This window comes from Fructilactobacillus hinvesii (assembly GCF_024029435.1).
Lineage (GTDB): Bacteria > Bacillota > Bacilli > Lactobacillales > Lactobacillaceae > Fructilactobacillus > Fructilactobacillus hinvesii.
The window spans coordinates 574,111-590,435 of sequence record NZ_CP097118.1; the positions used below are offsets into that span (position 1 = coordinate 574,111).

15 protein-coding genes are annotated in these 16,325 nt (G+C 47.7%); 10 read left to right on the top strand and 5 right to left on the bottom strand.

Going from position 1 to position 16,325, the window contains the following annotated elements; translation table 11 throughout:
* From M3M39_RS02720 to M3M39_RS02730, 3 genes are all read right to left on the bottom strand, one after another.
* Window positions 1–1,344: an APC family permease gene (locus tag M3M39_RS02720; protein ID WP_252797696.1), complete on the bottom strand. Its 1,344-nt coding sequence runs from the start codon at window positions 1,342–1,344 to the stop codon at window positions 1–3.
* Between the two features lie 269 nt (window positions 1,345–1,613).
* Window positions 1,614–2,876 carry a GTPase HflX gene (gene hflX, locus M3M39_RS02725; RefSeq protein WP_252797697.1) on the bottom strand — a complete coding sequence of 421 codons (1,263 nt, stop codon included), beginning with the start codon at window positions 2,874–2,876 and terminating at the stop codon, window positions 1,614–1,616.
* Window positions 2,876–3,526 (bottom strand): histidine phosphatase family protein, encoded by a 651-nt coding sequence (locus tag M3M39_RS02730; protein WP_252797698.1) that lies wholly within the window; start codon window positions 3,524–3,526, stop codon window positions 2,876–2,878. The genes hflX and M3M39_RS02730 overlap by 1 nt, the downstream gene beginning before the upstream one ends.
* 122 nt (window positions 3,527–3,648) lie before the next feature.
* On the opposite strand from M3M39_RS02730, the gene helD reads away from it, so the two are divergent.
* The 4 genes from helD to M3M39_RS02750 all read left to right on the top strand — a co-directional run bounded on the left by helD (window position 3,649) and on the right by M3M39_RS02750 (window position 9,610).
* On the top strand, window positions 3,649–5,964 hold the full coding sequence (helD, locus tag M3M39_RS02735; RefSeq protein WP_252797699.1) for an RNA polymerase recycling motor HelD: 2,316 nt from the start codon (window positions 3,649–3,651) through the stop codon (window positions 5,962–5,964).
* Between the two features lie 3 nt (window positions 5,965–5,967).
* A complete protein-coding gene (coaA, locus tag M3M39_RS02740) occupies window positions 5,968–6,882 on the top strand; it encodes a type I pantothenate kinase (protein ID WP_252797700.1) in 915 nt (304 codons plus the stop codon).
* Window positions 6,883–7,003: 121 nt separating this feature from the next.
* Window positions 7,004–7,459, top strand: a complete 456-nt coding sequence (locus tag M3M39_RS02745; RefSeq protein WP_252797701.1) for a CopY/TcrY family copper transport repressor — start codon at window positions 7,004–7,006, stop codon at window positions 7,457–7,459.
* 3 nt (window positions 7,460–7,462) lie between these two features.
* Window positions 7,463–9,610 (top strand): heavy metal translocating P-type ATPase, encoded by a 2,148-nt coding sequence (locus M3M39_RS02750; protein ID WP_252797702.1) that lies wholly within the window; start codon window positions 7,463–7,465, stop codon window positions 9,608–9,610.
* Window positions 9,611–9,661: 51 nt separating this feature from the next.
* Here the strand turns inward: M3M39_RS02750 and M3M39_RS02755 are convergent, their stop codons facing one another.
* Window positions 9,662–10,618, bottom strand: coding sequence for a DUF4097 family beta strand repeat-containing protein (locus M3M39_RS02755; RefSeq protein ID WP_252797703.1), 957 nt, complete (start codon window positions 10,616–10,618; stop codon window positions 9,662–9,664).
* Window positions 10,619–10,780: 162 nt separating this feature from the next.
* Here M3M39_RS02755 and M3M39_RS02760 point away from each other — a divergent pair, with 162 nt between their 5' ends.
* The 6 genes from M3M39_RS02760 (at window position 10,781) to M3M39_RS02785 (ending at window position 15,880) form a co-directional block, all read left to right on the top strand.
* Window positions 10,781–12,007 carry an MFS transporter gene (locus M3M39_RS02760; protein WP_252797704.1) on the top strand — a complete coding sequence of 409 codons (1,227 nt, stop codon included), beginning with the start codon at window positions 10,781–10,783 and terminating at the stop codon, window positions 12,005–12,007.
* Window positions 12,008–12,081: 74 nt separating this feature from the next.
* Complete coding sequence (locus M3M39_RS02765) at window positions 12,082–12,957, top strand: RluA family pseudouridine synthase (RefSeq protein ID WP_252797705.1); 876 nt, start codon at window positions 12,082–12,084, stop codon at window positions 12,955–12,957.
* A gap of 18 nt (window positions 12,958–12,975) precedes the next feature.
* On the top strand, window positions 12,976–13,377 hold the full coding sequence (locus M3M39_RS02770; protein WP_252797706.1) for a hypothetical protein: 402 nt from the start codon (window positions 12,976–12,978) through the stop codon (window positions 13,375–13,377).
* 20 nt (window positions 13,378–13,397) lie between these two features.
* Window positions 13,398–13,838: a nucleoside 2-deoxyribosyltransferase gene (locus tag M3M39_RS02775; protein WP_252797707.1), complete on the top strand. Its 441-nt coding sequence runs from the start codon at window positions 13,398–13,400 to the stop codon at window positions 13,836–13,838.
* A 43-nt stretch (window positions 13,839–13,881) separates the two neighbouring features.
* Complete coding sequence (locus tag M3M39_RS02780; RefSeq protein ID WP_252797708.1) at window positions 13,882–14,781, top strand: cation diffusion facilitator family transporter; 900 nt, start codon at window positions 13,882–13,884, stop codon at window positions 14,779–14,781.
* A 118-nt stretch (window positions 14,782–14,899) separates the two neighbouring features.
* Window positions 14,900–15,880, top strand: coding sequence for a type I phosphomannose isomerase catalytic subunit (locus tag M3M39_RS02785; RefSeq protein ID WP_252797709.1), 981 nt, complete (start codon window positions 14,900–14,902; stop codon window positions 15,878–15,880).
* Window positions 15,881–15,934: 54 nt separating this feature from the next.
* On the opposite strand, the gene M3M39_RS02790 is transcribed toward M3M39_RS02785, so the two are convergent.
* Window positions 15,935–16,282 carry a hypothetical protein gene (locus M3M39_RS02790; protein ID WP_252797710.1) on the bottom strand — a complete coding sequence of 116 codons (348 nt, stop codon included), beginning with the start codon at window positions 16,280–16,282 and terminating at the stop codon, window positions 15,935–15,937.
* Window positions 16,283–16,325: the final 43 nt, after the last annotated feature.

Below are 16,325 nucleotides of genomic sequence, written 5' to 3' on the forward strand. Positions count from 1 at the left end.
TTATTTAGCAGATGGTTTTGTCCGCATCACCTTGTAGTAATAAATGGGGATCCCAATCGCCACAATGCCTAAGGAAACCAGAACTCCAATTGGATCGGAGAAGATTTCGGAGCCAATTACAAACAAGGAACCGAAAATGGCCACAATCGGCGTGAATGGAAAGAGGGGGACGGAGAAGACCCGCATCTGGTGCGGATTGCGTTTTCTGAGTAAGAAGACTCCCACAAAGGCCATCACGTAGAAACAGTAGACGGTGAAGATACAGAGTTCAGAGATCCGGTCTGGATTAGTGAAGCAGATCATCAAGCCCGCGATGATTAGCGTAGCGATGATGGCAAAAACCGGCGTCCGAGTTTTCGGGTTGAGGTATGCAAGCCATTTGGAGCCTGGTAGTTGTTTTTCTTCTGCCATCGCATACATAATCCGCGGGAAAGTCATGATTTTTCCATTCATGCACCCGATGATGGAGATGATAATTCCAATGCTGAGCGCTTTTCCCCCCCAGACGCCGAAGTCTTGGTTAGCAATGTATGGAATCGCCGTGGTTCCGAGTTCGTGAATTTTAGCGGGACCAATGCTCTTTAAAACTCCATAAGAAACTAGCAGGTAGATGATCATGACCAGCATGATTCCCAAAGAGATTGCTCGGGGTAACATCTTTTTCGGGTTCTTAATTTCGCCCCCCAGGTTGGCCACTAAAATCCAACCGTCAAAGGCAAACAAGGTCGCTAACATGGCCACTCCAAAGCCTCCAGCGGTGGTGTGGATCCCACTAACACTTTGAGAAAAGGCATCCGCGTGTCCAAAGAAGAGTCCAAAAATAATCAGGGCCGCAACCGGAACCAGCTTGCAAATCGTGGTAATGATTGCAAAAGCGCCCCCGTACCGGTTCGGAAAGATGTTTAAGATTCCTACCAAGATAATGGAGCCAAGTGCAATCGGCAGGGTCCAGAATCCCGGGAGATGGAAGAAGTCTAAGACCAGAATGGCCAGGTAGGAACCTAAGGCCGCAATCATGGCCGGACCGTAGACGATGATTTGCATCCATCCGGATAAAAAGCCCCAAAATTTATTGTAAATGGCTTCCATGTAAGCATAAAGCCCACCGGTACTGGGAATTTGTGAGGCAATCTCTGCAATCGTGAGTCCGGCAGCAAGGGTTAACAGTCCCCCCGCTAACCAGGCTAGCAGGGCAGCTTTGGCAGAGCCGGCGTCATTGATTACCGCTGCCTGGCGGACAAAGATTCCCACCCCAATGATAGTTCCAACTACCAATGCTAATGCGGACCAGAGTCCAAGGGATCGGTTTAACGAAACGTCTTCCTGTTTAGTTGGTTTGTTCATGATGATTCCTCCTTTAAAAAGTTGGAGCCGAACAAAAAACGTCCCTAACAATTAGTTAGGGACGTTGTGACGCGCGGTTCCACCCAAATTCTTCCAGAAAACTGGAAGCACTTTTTGTTAATTAACGTTCATGAAGCTTAAAGCGGCTAAAGCGGGAATCTGATCCACATTACAGCACCGTGGACTCTCTGAGCAGACGTACTCCGCAATTTCATCTTTAAGCAATGCCATTATTGTATACAGAAAATGAACAGTTGTCAAACATTAACTTACTCAATTTCGTATTTTTGATAACGCGCGGCTTCTTCCTGGGGTAACGAGACCGTTAATTTTGTGCCATCAGCTTGATAGTCCGTGCTTTGCACGTCAAACTCCTGATTAAAACGGGAAACAAGATCGCCCGCTTGAAACGGAAAAAGGTAGGTTTTTTGTACGTAATCAGCAAAGAGTTGGTCAGTAATCATTGTGGCAAGCTCATCAATAGAAGCGTGATCTAGCGCTGACATGATTAGGTTTTCTCCGGCGCGGTCAGGGAACCGACTTTCCGTGCGGTCTGCCTTGTTAAAGGCCGTAATCATGGGCAGGTCGGGAACCCCAATTTCTTGGAGCGTTTGTTGGGTGGTTTGCATCATGAGTTCTTGGTTTTGATCAGAATAGTCAACCACCTGAATCAAGAGGTCCGCCGTCGCCGCTTCCTTCAGCGTTGATTTAAAGGCTTCCACCAGTTGATGGGGAAGTTCACTAACAAAGCCGACCGTGTCACTGAGCAAGAACTGCTTGTGTCCCGGCAGTTCTAGTTTTCGGACGCTAGTATCCAGCGTGGCAAATAGCATGTCCTTCACAAAGACCTGCTTATCTTCATTGGCCCCGAAACGCTGGACTAGTTGGTTCATGATGGTAGACTTGCCGGCATTGGTGTAGCCGACGAGTGCTACCGTCTTGACCCGGTTTTCTTTGCGGCGCTGACTTTGAGTGGCATAGGAACGGTCAAGTTCTTTGAGCTCATGGCGGACGTGGCTAATTTGATGTTCGATGGTTCGACGATTCAGTTCTAGCTGGGTTTCTCCGGCTCCCCGGTTGGCTAACCCGCCTCCAGCAGACTGTTGGTCTAAGCGTTGACTAGAACTAGTGCGCAACCGGGGCAGTTGGTAACGGAGTTTCGCCAGTTGTACCTGCAGTTGGGCTTCCTTGGTGTGCGCCCGGTTAGCAAAGATTTCTAAAATCAATCCGGTTCGATCCATAACCGTGGCCTTGGTGGCCGCTTCGATGTTACGAATTTGGCTAGGACTAAGTTCGTCATTGGCAACGATAGTATCGGCCTCCGTGCTACGAATGAGGTCGGCTAGTTCTTCAATTTTGCCCTTACCAAAGTACGTACCAGCGTCTGGATGATCTAGTTTTTGGACCACCGTGGCAATGCTTTCCATGTGGTTCGCCACAACGAGTTCGTTGAGCTCTGTCATTGAGTAGTTAAAATTGGGATGATTGACGTTTAGTCCGATGGTAATAACGGGAGTTTCGGTTGATTCCATTAATTCTCCTTTTGATTGTAGTAAACAACGGTAAACGTACCGTCTTGATAGTTTAACTTGGTGACGCTCCCGTTTAGGATGGAAGCCGCAATGTCAAAGTCACTAAACTGACTGACAATACTTTTAATTAGGGTTCCGTGCGCTACCACCAGGATGTTTTGGCCCGGTTGTGCGTTAGCGACAATTTCATCCAGGCCGGGTTGCAGACGCGCCCAAAACTGTTGGTCGTTTTCGGCTTCCCCGTATGGATCGGCAGCGGCAATTAAATCACGGGTTTTTTCAATTCCAAAGGTCTCAATTAACTCTGGATATGAATAACAGCCGTGGGGACCACCGACGATGCTCCACGTTTGACCGGTATCGTTTCCCTCAAAGTAGCCAAAGTTTTCTTCGCGCAGGGCTGGTTTTTGCACGGGTTCACTCAACGGGGCGGGATTAGCTTCCAAAATAATCCGGGCGGTCCGACTCGCCCGCTTGGTGTCACTACTATAGGCTTGATCAAAGGTAATCTGACTTAAATGGTTGGCAGCGATGACAGCGTCCTGCACCCCTTTTTCGGTTAAATCAGTATCAGACCAGCCTTGAATCCGGTGGTAGTGATTTAATTGTGTTTGTCCATGGCGAACAAAGTATAGGTTGATTCCAGTCATGGAAAATTCCTCCTTGTGCAGCTTGATTTAGCTTCAGTTTATCATACTTATTGGCGGTTTCATCGTGTTTAGCGGTTGGATGTGTTAAAATGATTCATCGATTAAACAAGCGGAGGTGCACGATGGAAGCAGATAACTCCAAGATTAAACAAGCTGAACAACAGCACTTGGACTTTGTCCGGGGCAAGCTGAAAATTGCCGAGCAAAAAACGGCAACGACGATTCAAACTGCCAAACAGAGTCAACAGGAACTGGAAGATCACTTTTACGATGACGTGCGGCTAAAAACCAGTACCTATGAGGGTCAAATGGAAACAGGGGTTTCCGTACGGCAACAACAGCAAATGCTCGAGCAACGCCAAAATCGCTGGCAGACGGCCACGCGCGATTTAGAAACGCTGCAAAAGTTAGATCAAAATGCTTATTTTGCTCGAATTGACCTACAGGAGCAAGGGGAAGCAACGCCAGAAAAGATTTACATTGGGTTAGCGTCCTTCGTGAATCCAGATGATGCAGATGAATACCTAATCTATGACTGGCGTGCTCCGATTAGTAGTGTTTATTACGACAGTGGGATTGGTGCAATGACGTACGACGCCCCCAGTGGGCCGCAACGGGTTAATGTGACCTTAAAACGGGAATTGCAGATTAAGAACGGTCAGTTGACCCAGGTCTTTGATACGGACGAGGCAGTGGGGGATCGGGTGTTATTAGAAAACCTCAGCCACCAGTCGGACACCAAAATGAAAAGCATCGTCACGACGATTCAAAAGGAACAAAATGCAATTATCCGTGATACCAGCGCGGATCTCTTGTTTGTGCAGGGGGTCGCTGGCTCCGGAAAGACGGCAGCGGTCCTGCAACGGGTCGCCTATCTTTTGTACCGGTACCGGGGGAAGCTAACGCCGGGACAGGTAATTCTTTTTTCACCGAACCAGCTCTTTAATGATTACATTAACCAGGTGCTTCCCGAACTGGGCGAACAAAACATGGTGCAGATGACCTACTACCAGTTCATGCGACGCAGAGTGCCCCGGTTAACGGTCGAAACGTTGCAACAGCGCTTTGATGAGAGTCTGATGGATGAACCACACAACGTGACCACGCTGAAAAACAGTTTGGAATTGTTTCAAGCAGAAGGCCGGTATGCGGACAGTCTCAACCAAACGGGCGCCATTTTTCGTAACATCCGGTTCCAGGGGAAGGTTCTAATTTCTAAGGAACAAATTGCAGAAATTTATCGCAGTTTTAACGCTAATTACAACCTCCGCAACCGCTTAGAGGCAACGAGGACAGAGCTGCTTAAAATTTTAAAGCGCCACATGGGAGCGGAAATGAAGAAGCGGTGGGTAGAAGAAGCGGTGGAAGGACTGAGCAGCGAACAAATTGAGATGCTCCACGCCAAGGCCGGACGGCAGCGGACCGATGATGATCAGGACGCGCGCTTTTTAGCTCGTCAGGTGGTTAAGGCCGCTTTTGCTAAGGTTCACCAACAGATCAAACGGAACCGCTTTTTTAACATCAATCAGCAGTTTGTGAACCTACTGCGGGCGCTCCCAAATTGGGTAAACTTAAGTGAGTGGGGGGTCAGCGCTGCTGACTGGCAGGCCAGTGTCACGGCTACAGTGAACCGGTTTCAAGCGGGGAAAATCAGCATGGCCGATGTGTCAATGTACCTCTATCTGTTTGACCTGGTAACCGGTAAGCGACCAGACCTGAAGATGCGGTACCTGTTTGTTGATGAAGTGCAGGATTATACGCCGTTTCAGTTAGCCTACCTCCAGTGGAATTATCCCCGGGCTAAGTTTACGGTTCTAGGTGATTTGAATCAGGCCATCTTTACTCGCGATAGCAGTCAAACGTTGATGGACGATTTAAAGCAACTCTTTGATCCTGACAAAATCCGGGTGATTAAACTGTTGAAGTCCTACCGGTCGACTGCTCAGATTACGAACTTTACCAAGCAGTTACTGCCAGATGGAGAAGCAATTGAGGCTTACGCCCGGCAGGGAGAACAGCCAAGGTTGGCGGTTGCTACTGATCAGCAGCAGGCCGTGCAGACACTGATTCAGACGATTAAAACCAATCAAGCCGACCACGAAACCACGGCAGTAATTGGCAAGACCCTGGCTGAGTGTCGAACCGTTGCCCAAGCATTGCAGCAGCAGAGAATTACAGCCACTTTGATTCAAACCGAAAATCAGCGGCTGGCCAAGGGCGTCGTGATTGTGCCAGCGTACCTTGCCAAGGGGCTTGAATTTGACGCGGTGGTCATGTGGAACGGCTCCCAGCAAAATTATCCAACGGTGCACGATGACAAGCTGGTCTACACCATTTGTACCCGGGCGATGCACCGGCTGACAATTATTTCAATCGGAACTCCATCGCCGCTCTTTAACGCCGTGAACCCAGCCGATTATCAGTTGATAAAGGAGTAGCAAATGGAAAATTTTGATGCTTACGATAAAGCGACCTGGGCCCAATTCTATCCCACCACCATTCAACCAATTGATGCGACCACTTTAGAGCAATTGAAGGCCTTTAACGATCAAATCTCGATTATGGACGTCCAACAGGTCTACATGCCCCTAATTCAACTTCTACGGGGCGCCTTTGATTCGTATCACCAATGGCAACAGCGCAAGATGGACTTTTTGCACCAAACGCCGCGGACCATCCCCTTTATCATTGGGATTTCAGGAAGCGTGGCGGTCGGAAAATCGACGACCGCGCGATTGTTACAGTATCTGTTAACCCAGTTGTTGCCCAACCGCAAGACCCAACTGGTGACCACCGACGGTTTTTTGTATCCGACGAAAACTCTAACGGAACGGGGTTTACTGGACCGTAAGGGGTTTCCAGAAAGTTACGACATGGCGCGGCTGATTGACTTCTTACTGCGAGTAAAAGCCGGAGAACCGGTAGTCGAGGCTCCGGTGTACTCGCACCAAACCTATGACATTGTCCCTGACCAGGTGACTCGGATTGAGCAACCCGACTTTTTGATCATTGAGGGAATCAATACCCTGCAGATTCCGGCTGAAGAACATCTCTACATCAGTGATTTCACGGATTTTGCTATTTACATTGATGCCGAGTCACAGTTGATTGAACACTGGTATCTCACGCGGTTTCAAAAGTTACTGCAGACCGCTTTTACCGATCCGCATAACTATTTTTATCGCTACACCAAGTATTCCCAGGCAGAGGCACTCGCAATTGCCAAACAAACGTGGCAGAAAATTAACCTCCCGAATTTGAACGAGTACATTTTGCCAACGCGAGATCGGGCGAATCTCATTATCCACAAGGGCCCCCAGCACATGATTGACCGGCTCTATCTAAGAAAATATTAATGCAAGAGAACACTATCACTTGTTGATGGTGTTTTTTTGAAGCAGATTGGTTGCAAAAGTTACAATTGTAGATTATACTAATAATTGAAATTTACAAGTGTAAACGAAACGAGGTGAGCAAATGACTGAAACAACGCAACCACTAGATATTACCCCAGCTGAATGGAAGGTAATGCGGTTGATTTGGTCGTTAGGTCCGAGTTCTACAACGCAAATCGTTACGGAAATCCAGCAACAATCGGATTGGAAGACTTCCACGATTAAAACTCTGCTCCGCCGGTTGTGTGATAAAGATTTATTAACCACGACCAAGGATGGACGGCAGTTTATGTATCATCCCCAGGTTAGTGAGCAACTGGCGATGAATGAAACCGCAGAGGCCTTGTTTACACAACTGTGTGAGATGCACAAGGGACAAGTGCTCTTAGATCTGATTCAGAAAACGGAGATTAGTCGTTCAGACATTCAGGCTCTGCAACAAAAATTGGCAGAGAAGCTTCTCACGGCTCCCGAAACGGTAGACTGCAACTGCCTCCCTGATCGAATAGCCGACTGTCATGAACATGAAAAGGAGTAAATCATGAAAACAGACGAACACCAAACGCACATGGATCATGACATGCAACATGATTCCATGGACATGCAACAGATGAACATGAAAAACGACAAGATGAACGATATGCACGGAATGCACATGAAGCATGGGGCTATGAACATGAACCACGGTTCCATGGAAATGGATATGGATATGGGCGGTGGCCACATGATGAACATGGGCAACTTCAAACGGCGCTTTTGGATTTCGTTAATCTTAGCGATTCCAATCCTACTTTTATCACCATTCATGGGAATTGTATTGCCATTTCAAATTACCTTCCCCGGCTCCGAATGGGTAGTCATGATTTTATCGACGATTCTCTTCTTTTACGGGGGGCAACCCTTCTTTTCTGGGGCCAAGGGAGAATTGGAAGACCACGCCCCAGCGATGATGACCTTAATTACAATGGGGATTTCAGTGGCCTACCTTTACAGTTTGTATTCCTTTGTGATTAAAACTTTCATTAATCCGCAGGCCCACGTGATGGATTTCTTCTGGGAACTTGCCAGCTTGATTGTCATCATGTTATTAGGGCACTGGATTGAAATGGGAGCGGTTATGAACGCCGGAAGTGCGTTGCAAAAGATGGCCGCCTTACTGCCTGATTCGGCCCACCTTGTGACTGCAGACGGGCAAACTACGGATGTTCCTGTGGGCCAACTGCAAAAGGAACAAGTGGTTGTGGTTCAACCCGGTGAAAAAATTCCAATTGATGGGGTCGTAACCTCTGGTTCTAGTGACGTTAATGAAGCGTTAGTCACGGGAGAAGCCAAGGCCGTTGCTAAAAAGCAAGGGAGCAAGGTCATTGGTGGTTCTGTCAACGGAGACGGTAGTTTACGGGTCCAGGTTACGGCTACCAGCAGTGACGGGTACCTGTCTCAGGTGATTAACTTGGTCCAACAGGCGCAAAAGGAAAAATCCAAGGCCGAAACGTTGGCCAACAAAGTAGCCCGGTGGTTATTCTACGCAGCGCTGACAATCGGGATTTTAGCTCTGGTGATTTGGACCATCATTAGTGGGTTCAGTATGGGACTCGAACGGATGGTAACGGTGTTGGTAATTGCGTGCCCGCACGCCCTAGGACTTGCCGTTCCGTTAGTTATTGCCCGGAGTACCTCGATTGCCGCCCAAAATGGATTACTAATCAGAAACCGGCAGGCGATTGAAGAGGTTAACAAACTGGACTACGTCTTCATGGACAAGACGGGAACCCTGACCAAGGGAGTCTTTCAGTTAAACGCTTTAGTTAGTACCAGTGATTTGTCAGAAACAGAATTGTTAAATCTGTTTGCTGACGTGCAGGCCAACTCGAGTCACCCGTTGGCCACTGGATTAGTTAGTGAAGCCAAGCGGCGCGGCTTAACGATTGATCCCGCTACTGACATGCAAGCCATTCAAGGGGTCGGAGTAACCGGAACCGTAGCTGGTCAGTTCTATCAGATTGTCACGGCTAAGTACCTAGACCAACACCAAATTGCTTACGATCACGCTCAGTTTGAAAAGTTAGCGGGCGCTGGAAATTCGATTAGTTACCTAGTTCAGGATGGCAAGGTGCTTGGTTTAACCGCCCAAGGAGACGTGTTGCGGCCGGAATCACAACACCTGATTGACCATCTGCGCCAGATGAACATTAAACCAGTCATGTTAACTGGGGATAATGATTTGTCAGCGAAGCGGGTGGCCCACGAACTGGGGGACATCGAATATCACGCCGAATTATTACCAGCCGATAAGGAGCAGGTGATTGCCAAAGCAGAGCAACAGGGGAATCACGTCATGATGGTGGGAGATGGAATTAACGATGCCCCGAGTCTCTCACGAGCTAACATTGGGATTGCCATTGGAGCCGGAACGGACGTTGCCATTGATTCGGCCGACGTCGTGCTGGTCCGTAGTGATCCAGAAGACATCATTAATTTCTTGAATCTTGCTAAAGCTACGAACCGCAAGATGGTGGAAAACCTCTGGTGGGGAGCCGGCTACAACATCATTGCCATGCCGCTGGCGGCTGGAATCCTGGCACCAATTGGGATTATCCTTTCACCGGCAGTGGGAGCCATTATCATGTCGCTGTCCACGGTGATTGTAGCAATCAATGCGTTGACTTTACACTTGAAAAAAGACAAGTAGATAACACGAAAAAAGGTGAACTGCATCGCAGTTCACCTTTTTGTTTAATCATTAGTCAGTTGAATTATCTTTATGTTTGATAGAAACGTGTTGCAGGTCTAGATCGCCACCATCCGTGTTGATGTTACTGTGGTTGATTTTGGCGTTTTTAACCTGAACGTCGCCACTCTCACTGTTGATTTTGACTTGGTTGTAATTAGCCAGTTTTTTACTATCGATGATGACTCCACCAGAACCGCTATTAAAATCAAGGTTTTTAGCAGCTAAATCATGGCTCTCGATTTCGCCACTGCCAGAATCCACCTTGACCTGGTTTAGGTTCGATTGGTCGAAGGCAACGTCACCCGCACTACTGTCAATTTTCACGGGCTTTGTGGTGGTAACTTTATGGATCGTAACGTCCCCACTGCCGGATTCGATCGTAAGGTTAGTCGGGTTGCTGTTTAAAAAGCGGACGTCGCCACTTTCTGACTTGACGGTCGTTTTTCCGGTTTGGCTGCTGTTACTGGTGACGCTTCCGTTGGCGCTGTGAATTCTTGTCTTTTTAAACTTGGCCTTGTTAAGTGTGACATCACCACCGTTACTGTCAACTTGAAAGTTTTTAACGTTTGCCGGGGCGTTAAAGGTTACATCACGGGAGTTAATCTTTACGGTATTCGGATTGGTAATCTTTGGAATCGTAACGACTAGCTTGGTTTTGAGCTTGTGATTGTGCTTTAACTGATCCCACAGTTGTTGGTCTTTGAGGGAGATGTTAATGTGGTCTTCGTTTTTAATGACGTTTACCTTCTGGTCTTTAGCAAAGTTAGAAGAGGTCACCGTAAACTCATTGCCCTCTTTGACGGTTACTTGAGCGGGAACGTCGATTTCTAGTGTATCGAGCTGGGCGGTATTTTTAACCTTTTGGGTTTGCTCGGGAGCAGCAAGTGATGGAGCGGGGGTCGTAGTACTAACAAAGATTCCCGCCGCGAGTCCCACCAGTGCGAGTCCCATGGCTTTTTTTAACATGGAAAAACTTCCTTTCTCGGCTTTCTTTTAAATTTAGCATGCTTTTTTGGCCTTCACAAGCAAGAAATTACGGGAAAGCCTTTTATTTTTGGCGCGCTTTTTCTATACTAAAGCGGGATGTTTAAATGATACCATTAAATTTTACACAAAAGGAGAAACGGCATGGCAAAAAGAAGCAATGGCGTGGAAAAAATCAAACGATTCAGACTTTCTGATCTGGTACGGGGGACCTATTCGCCGATGATGCGGTTTTCCCTGTTATCAGTTTCCCTGGTTTTGGCTAGTGCCCTTTCGGTTTCAGCGGCCGTTCCGCAGTGGCAAAAGGCCTTTCCGGGGCATTCGTATTCGGCGATTGAAATTATCGCCACCATGCCCTCGTTAGCAGTTATTATCATGTTACTGTTGAGTAATTGGGTCGCTAAATACATGAAGCCCAAACGGACGGTAATTGTTGGGTTACTTATTAGTGGGGTCTTTGGGATGATCCCCCTCATTGCCACGAATTACTACGTGGTGTTAATCTCTCGGTTTTGCTTTGGAATCGGATTAGGACTCATTAATGGGTTAGCTGTGAGTTTGATCGGAACCTTCTTTGAAGGAAAGCTAAAGGACCGGTTGATGGGTTATCGAAGTGGATTCGAAATGCTCGGAAACGCAATCTGTGCGTACATTGCCGGAGCGCTTCTGGTTGACTACGGTTGGCACAGTTCCTTTCTGGTTTACGCAATTGCCTTTCCGGTTGCCATTTTGTTTTACTACTTTGTTCCGGAACCAAAGGAAGAACCTAAAATGGAAGTTAGCAAGCGGGCACCCCGGCTTAATCCAGACGTGGTATTTTGGACGATGTTATTGGCTGCTTACCAGATAACGTACGTGGGGGCTACCGTTCGTTTGTCCTCATTCATCGAGCACGCCCACTTGGGGACAATTGCACAGTCGGCAATGATTATCAGTATTGCTCCGTTCTTTGGTCTGATGGGAGGGATCGTGTTTGGAAATGCACTAACTGCCTTTCGGAAGTTCATGCTGCCACTGGCGTTGCTTGCTACGGGAATTAGTCAGATCATCGTTGGCCTGGCCCACGGTTTCTTTACCGCGGCTTTAGGAATGTTCTTAATTACGATGTTAGATACCATGGTTGTAACTTACATTCTGAACGTAGCAGCTGACATTGCCCCGAAGGGAACTTTGAACGTGACGACTTCGATCCTCTTGATTGGGAGTAACATCGGAATCTTTCTGGCTCCCGTTGTCTTGGGGGGAATCAACCAAGTCTTTAGTTCAGACAGTCCCCGGTTATCATTCTGGGTTTCTGGAATTGCGCTGTTAGTCATGGGAGGCGTCGGAATTTACGACTTACTCTTCATTCGGCATAAGTTATTCCGCTAGTAAAAAAATTAATGATCATGATTTCCCATGGCCAGTTGGTGATGGGAAATTTTTTTAAAGTTAGAGGAGGGTACATGCAAATTCAATTTCCAAATCAAACGGACCAACCGCTGTCTGTCAAACGGTTGTTAACGATGGCCGGAGTTAGTAACCGCTTGTATCAAGCAACCAAACGAGCCTCCCGGAGCTTTGCGGTTAATGAAACTGTGATTGCGCCCACGCGCTTGATTGCCCCTGGAGAAACGCTCACTGTAACCTTCCCACCCGAACTCAGTGATCCCAACGTTCCACCAAGCAAGCATTCCCTGGCCATTCTCTTTGAAAATGAGCACTGGTTGGTGGTGAACAAGCCCGCCGGATTGACCAGCGTTCCGGGACCAAGTAACCGTACCGACACCTTGGTTAACCGGGTGAAGGGGCACCTCCAGGCTCAAGGAGCGGTTGACTTACGTCCGCATGTCATTACCCGGTTAGATCGGTTTACCAGTGGGGTAGTGTTGGTAGCCAAACATCGGTTAGCCACGGGCTATGCCGATCAGTTACTAGCGCAACACCACCTCCATAAGCAGTATCAAGCGGTCGTAAGTGGTTACTTAGACCAGGACCATGGAATCGTGCGGTTTCCGATTGGCCGCGTGGGAGATCAGATTGCCCGAAAAGTAACGCCTGCCGGCCAGGCAGCTGAAACGGAGTACTGGGTGGAACACCGCTTTTCCGCTGCGACTAGAGTACGAGTCCAGCTGCATACGGGGCGTACCCACCAAATTCGGGTTCATTTTGCGCACCTAGGCCATCCGTTATTGGGGGATGAACTGTACGGGGGACCGCTCAACCAAGGAATTAAGCGCCAGGCTTTACATGCGGAACAACTCGCGTTTCTAGATCCCTTTAGTAACGAACGGTTAGAATTTAACGCGCCCCTGCCGGCGGATATGCTAAAATATGAGTGATGATAAGGAGGATTGACCGTGGAAGATGGAATCAAGCTTGGGGGAGCGGCGTTTGCCAACATGATGTTTACGCTAAAAACGCCGGTAACCCCCAAAAACCATAAGGACTATAAGTTCATGGAGTATGAGATGAATGAAATCGCGCCAGAAATCTGGGCGATGCCGGTTTACATGACGGACGACGATGATTTTTCGTTGTTTTTCATTGTAACTAAGATTGCCACGGGGGAAACCGTGATGGCATTTGCAACCGGAGCAGCTGATGATCAAGGTGAATTTCAACTCAGTCAGCCCATGAACACCGGTCTGGGTTTAAATAAACTAAATGAGCATGATCATGATCGGGCAGAAAACGTCCTGCATTTTTTAAATCAAATTTCCAAAGCCAACGAAGGCAATTGGCGGATGGTACAAGCCTAACGGCATAAAGGAGTAAAACAATGGCACAAATTTATTTAGCAGGTCCCTTTTTTAGTGACGAACAAGTAGCTCGGATTGAAAAGATTGAAGCCGCTTTGACCCAAAATCCGACGGTACAGGACTTCTTTTCTCCGCGAAAGAACCAGGAAACGGAACATGAACAGTTTACTAAGCCGTGGGCGACTGCAATCTATCATACGGACGTTAGTAACATTGATGCAGCGGAAGCGGTGGTGGCCATTCTTGATTTTGAAGGGGAACACGTGGATAGTGGAACCGCCTTTGAAATTGGGTATGCCGTTCAAAAGGGGACTCCGGTCGTGGTTTTTCATGAAAAGACGGGCACTGTCAATCTGATGATTGGAGAAAGTCTGCACGCCTACCTTAAAACACCGGAAGAAGTATCCCAGTATGACTTTCAGGCAATGCCCACTAACGAATACAACGGGAAGTTTATTTAATTCCCACCAGCTCAATGAGGTCGAATGATGAAGGAGACTGTTGATGCATGAACACGAAGAACAATTAACGGGCCGGCGGTTTCTCGCGGTAACGTTATTAAATGCAACCATTACCCTGCTTGAATTTTTAGGGGGCTTATTGTCAGGAAGTTTATCGCTGTTATCGGATGCTGCCCATAACCTGGGTGACTCGCTTTCCATTATTTTTAGCTATGGAGCCCATGTTTTAAGCAAACGTAAGCAAACGCGGGTTAATACCTATGGATTTAAACGAGCGGAGATTCTTGCAGCACTATTTAATTCACTGTTTTTAGTGATTCTTTCGGTCTTTTTGCTGATGGAAGCTGGCACCCGTTTGTTGCACCCAGAAAAAATTGAGAGTGGCGTGATGATTTGGGTGGCAGTCATTAGTGCGGTTGCTAACTTAGGCTCAACCATGTTGTTAAACCGGGGGGCCCAACACAATTTGAACCTGAAGGCGACGTATCTGCACCTGCTAAGCGACGCCTTGGCCTCCGTGGGGATTATCGTTGGGGGCGTGGTGATCATGGTGTCTGGATGGACCTTTGTGGATCCGTTGATTACCATTTTGGTGGCTCTGTACATTATTTACGAAAGCTGGCCGGTGATCAAAAAGACGGTGCTGATCCTGATGGAGTGTGCCCCGCAGTTGGATTATGCCGGGATTAACCGGGACTTACTGCACATCAAGGGGATCAAAAAGGTGCACCACGTCCATGCCCTGATGGTGGATGAAAACAGTATTGTTTTTTCGGCTCACGTTAACATGGACAACATGGAATTAGATGATGTTCAAGCAATTTATGCACGGATTAACCAAGTGTTAAAAACTAAGTACAATATCGATCACGTGACAATTCAGCCAGAAACGACCCATGGTTCTGACGAAGCGTTCTTTTACGATCGTGATTATGACATTTAACGAAAAAGCCGCTCCCTGAGATTAAGGGAGCGGCTTTTTGGAGTAATCACGTAAAATTGTGATGTAATCGCTTTCATGTTATGCTGAAGGTACGGTAAAAAAGAAAGTAGGTTTTAGCATGGAAATGACAGAAAAATTGTCAGCACAACCGTTATTTTTAGCTCCCGTTCTCCAGCCCAAGTTATGGGGTGGAAACGGATTACATAAGTACTACCCACAGCTTGCCACGGCTGGAATGGGTGAAGCCTGGATTGCATCGACATACAAAAAATTTCAGTCCCAAATTAGTTCCGGCCCCTTTAAAGGCCAGACGTTACAAGCAGTTTGGGAAACCCATCCTGAGTTGTTTGGCGGCCATTCAACCGGAGCAGACTTCCCGCTACTGGTTAAATTACTAGATGCTCATGAAAATCTTTCGATTCAGGTCCATCCAGACGACGATAATGCTCGGACTCTTTTTCATGAACCCAACGGAAAGACGGAGTGTTGGTACATATTAGACGTTCAACCCGGCGCTCGGGCATATTATGGGCACCGGGCTCAGACCCGGGTGGAGTTAGAACGTGCAATTCAAACCCAGCGCTTAGACGACTACTTAATCACCCGTCCAGTGACGCCCGGTGAGATTATTTACGTGCCCGGGGGAACGCTCCATGCCCTGGGCGCTGGCATTGTAGCGCTGGAAGTTGAACAGAATTCCGATAATACGCTCCGATTTTATGATTTTGACCGAGTTAACCCGAAGACCAGGGAAAAAAGGTCCTTACAGATTGAGGAGGCCCTTTCAGCCACCCGGTTTCCTGCCCAGGCGCCGGCTGCAACCGTGACGGCGCCACGAATTGACTCAAAACAACCGGGTCGCACTGAGATTTTACGGTCTCGGTATTTCCACGTGGCTGAATTAGCCAGTGCCACAGAAATTAGACTGCAACCCCAAAGTCAATGGTCGATTAACGTTGTGATTGCTGGTACGGGTCAGTTAGAGGTTGCGGACCACTCCTATGAGTTAACCATTGGGCAAACGTTTGTCCTACCAGTTAGATTTCCGGTGGCTCGGATAACCGGAAGGCTGAAACTAATTCAGGCCACCGTGGCTTAGCTTAAAAAAAGCAATTCCAGTCGAGGCTGGAATTGCTTTTTTGTTGCGTTCAACTTACAGGGTTGCGAACGGATCAAGTTTGTTGGTTTCCTCAACGTACCATTCCCGCCAGTCAGTGTTGGGATTCCCGTTATCAAAGAACGTCTGTGGCAATTGTTCTAAGAGATTTTCGTAATCTTTTCGATTAAATTGAGCTGAAAAGGCGTAAATCTCTTCGGGCAGCTGATTGTTTACGTCCATGATGGTCCGGTTAATGTCAGCAATGACGTGGTTAAAGTCAAAGGAAGCCATGACATCCAGTTCTTCGTTTCGTAATAAGGAAACGTAAAAAGGGACAAAATCGGTTAGAGCCTTGTCTTTAGCGGCGTCGTTTAGTTCTGAAAATGATAAATTATCGCTCATGCTAATCCTCCTGTGCTCGTTGCACTTAGTCTCGTTCCTTATT

What these genes read in the sequence shown, in the direction of transcription:
- M3M39_RS02720 (WP_252797696.1), bottom strand. Translation starts at nt 1,344, where the DNA reads ATGAACAAACCAACTAAACAGGAAGACGTTTCGTTAAACCGATCCCTT.
- hflX (WP_252797697.1), bottom strand. Translation starts at nt 2,876, where the DNA reads ATGGAATCAACCGAAACTCCCGTTATTACCATCGGACTAAACGTCAAT.
- M3M39_RS02730 (WP_252797698.1), bottom strand. Translation starts at nt 3,526, where the DNA reads ATGACTGGAATCAACCTATACTTTGTTCGCCATGGACAAACACAATTA.
- helD (WP_252797699.1), top strand. Translation starts at nt 3,649, where the DNA reads ATGGAAGCAGATAACTCCAAGATTAAACAAGCTGAACAACAGCACTTG.
- coaA (WP_252797700.1), top strand. Translation starts at nt 5,968, where the DNA reads ATGGAAAATTTTGATGCTTACGATAAAGCGACCTGGGCCCAATTCTAT.
- M3M39_RS02745 (WP_252797701.1), top strand. Translation starts at nt 7,004, where the DNA reads ATGACTGAAACAACGCAACCACTAGATATTACCCCAGCTGAATGGAAG.
- M3M39_RS02750 (WP_252797702.1), top strand. Translation starts at nt 7,463, where the DNA reads ATGAAAACAGACGAACACCAAACGCACATGGATCATGACATGCAACAT.
- M3M39_RS02755 (WP_252797703.1), bottom strand. Translation starts at nt 10,618, where the DNA reads ATGTTAAAAAAAGCCATGGGACTCGCACTGGTGGGACTCGCGGCGGGA.
- M3M39_RS02760 (WP_252797704.1), top strand. Translation starts at nt 10,781, where the DNA reads ATGGCAAAAAGAAGCAATGGCGTGGAAAAAATCAAACGATTCAGACTT.
- M3M39_RS02765 (WP_252797705.1), top strand. Translation starts at nt 12,082, where the DNA reads ATGCAAATTCAATTTCCAAATCAAACGGACCAACCGCTGTCTGTCAAA.
- M3M39_RS02775 (WP_252797707.1), top strand. Translation starts at nt 13,398, where the DNA reads ATGGCACAAATTTATTTAGCAGGTCCCTTTTTTAGTGACGAACAAGTA.
- M3M39_RS02780 (WP_252797708.1), top strand. Translation starts at nt 13,882, where the DNA reads ATGCATGAACACGAAGAACAATTAACGGGCCGGCGGTTTCTCGCGGTA.
- M3M39_RS02785 (WP_252797709.1), top strand. Translation starts at nt 14,900, where the DNA reads ATGGAAATGACAGAAAAATTGTCAGCACAACCGTTATTTTTAGCTCCC.
- M3M39_RS02790 (WP_252797710.1), bottom strand. Translation starts at nt 16,282, where the DNA reads ATGAGCGATAATTTATCATTTTCAGAACTAAACGACGCCGCTAAAGAC.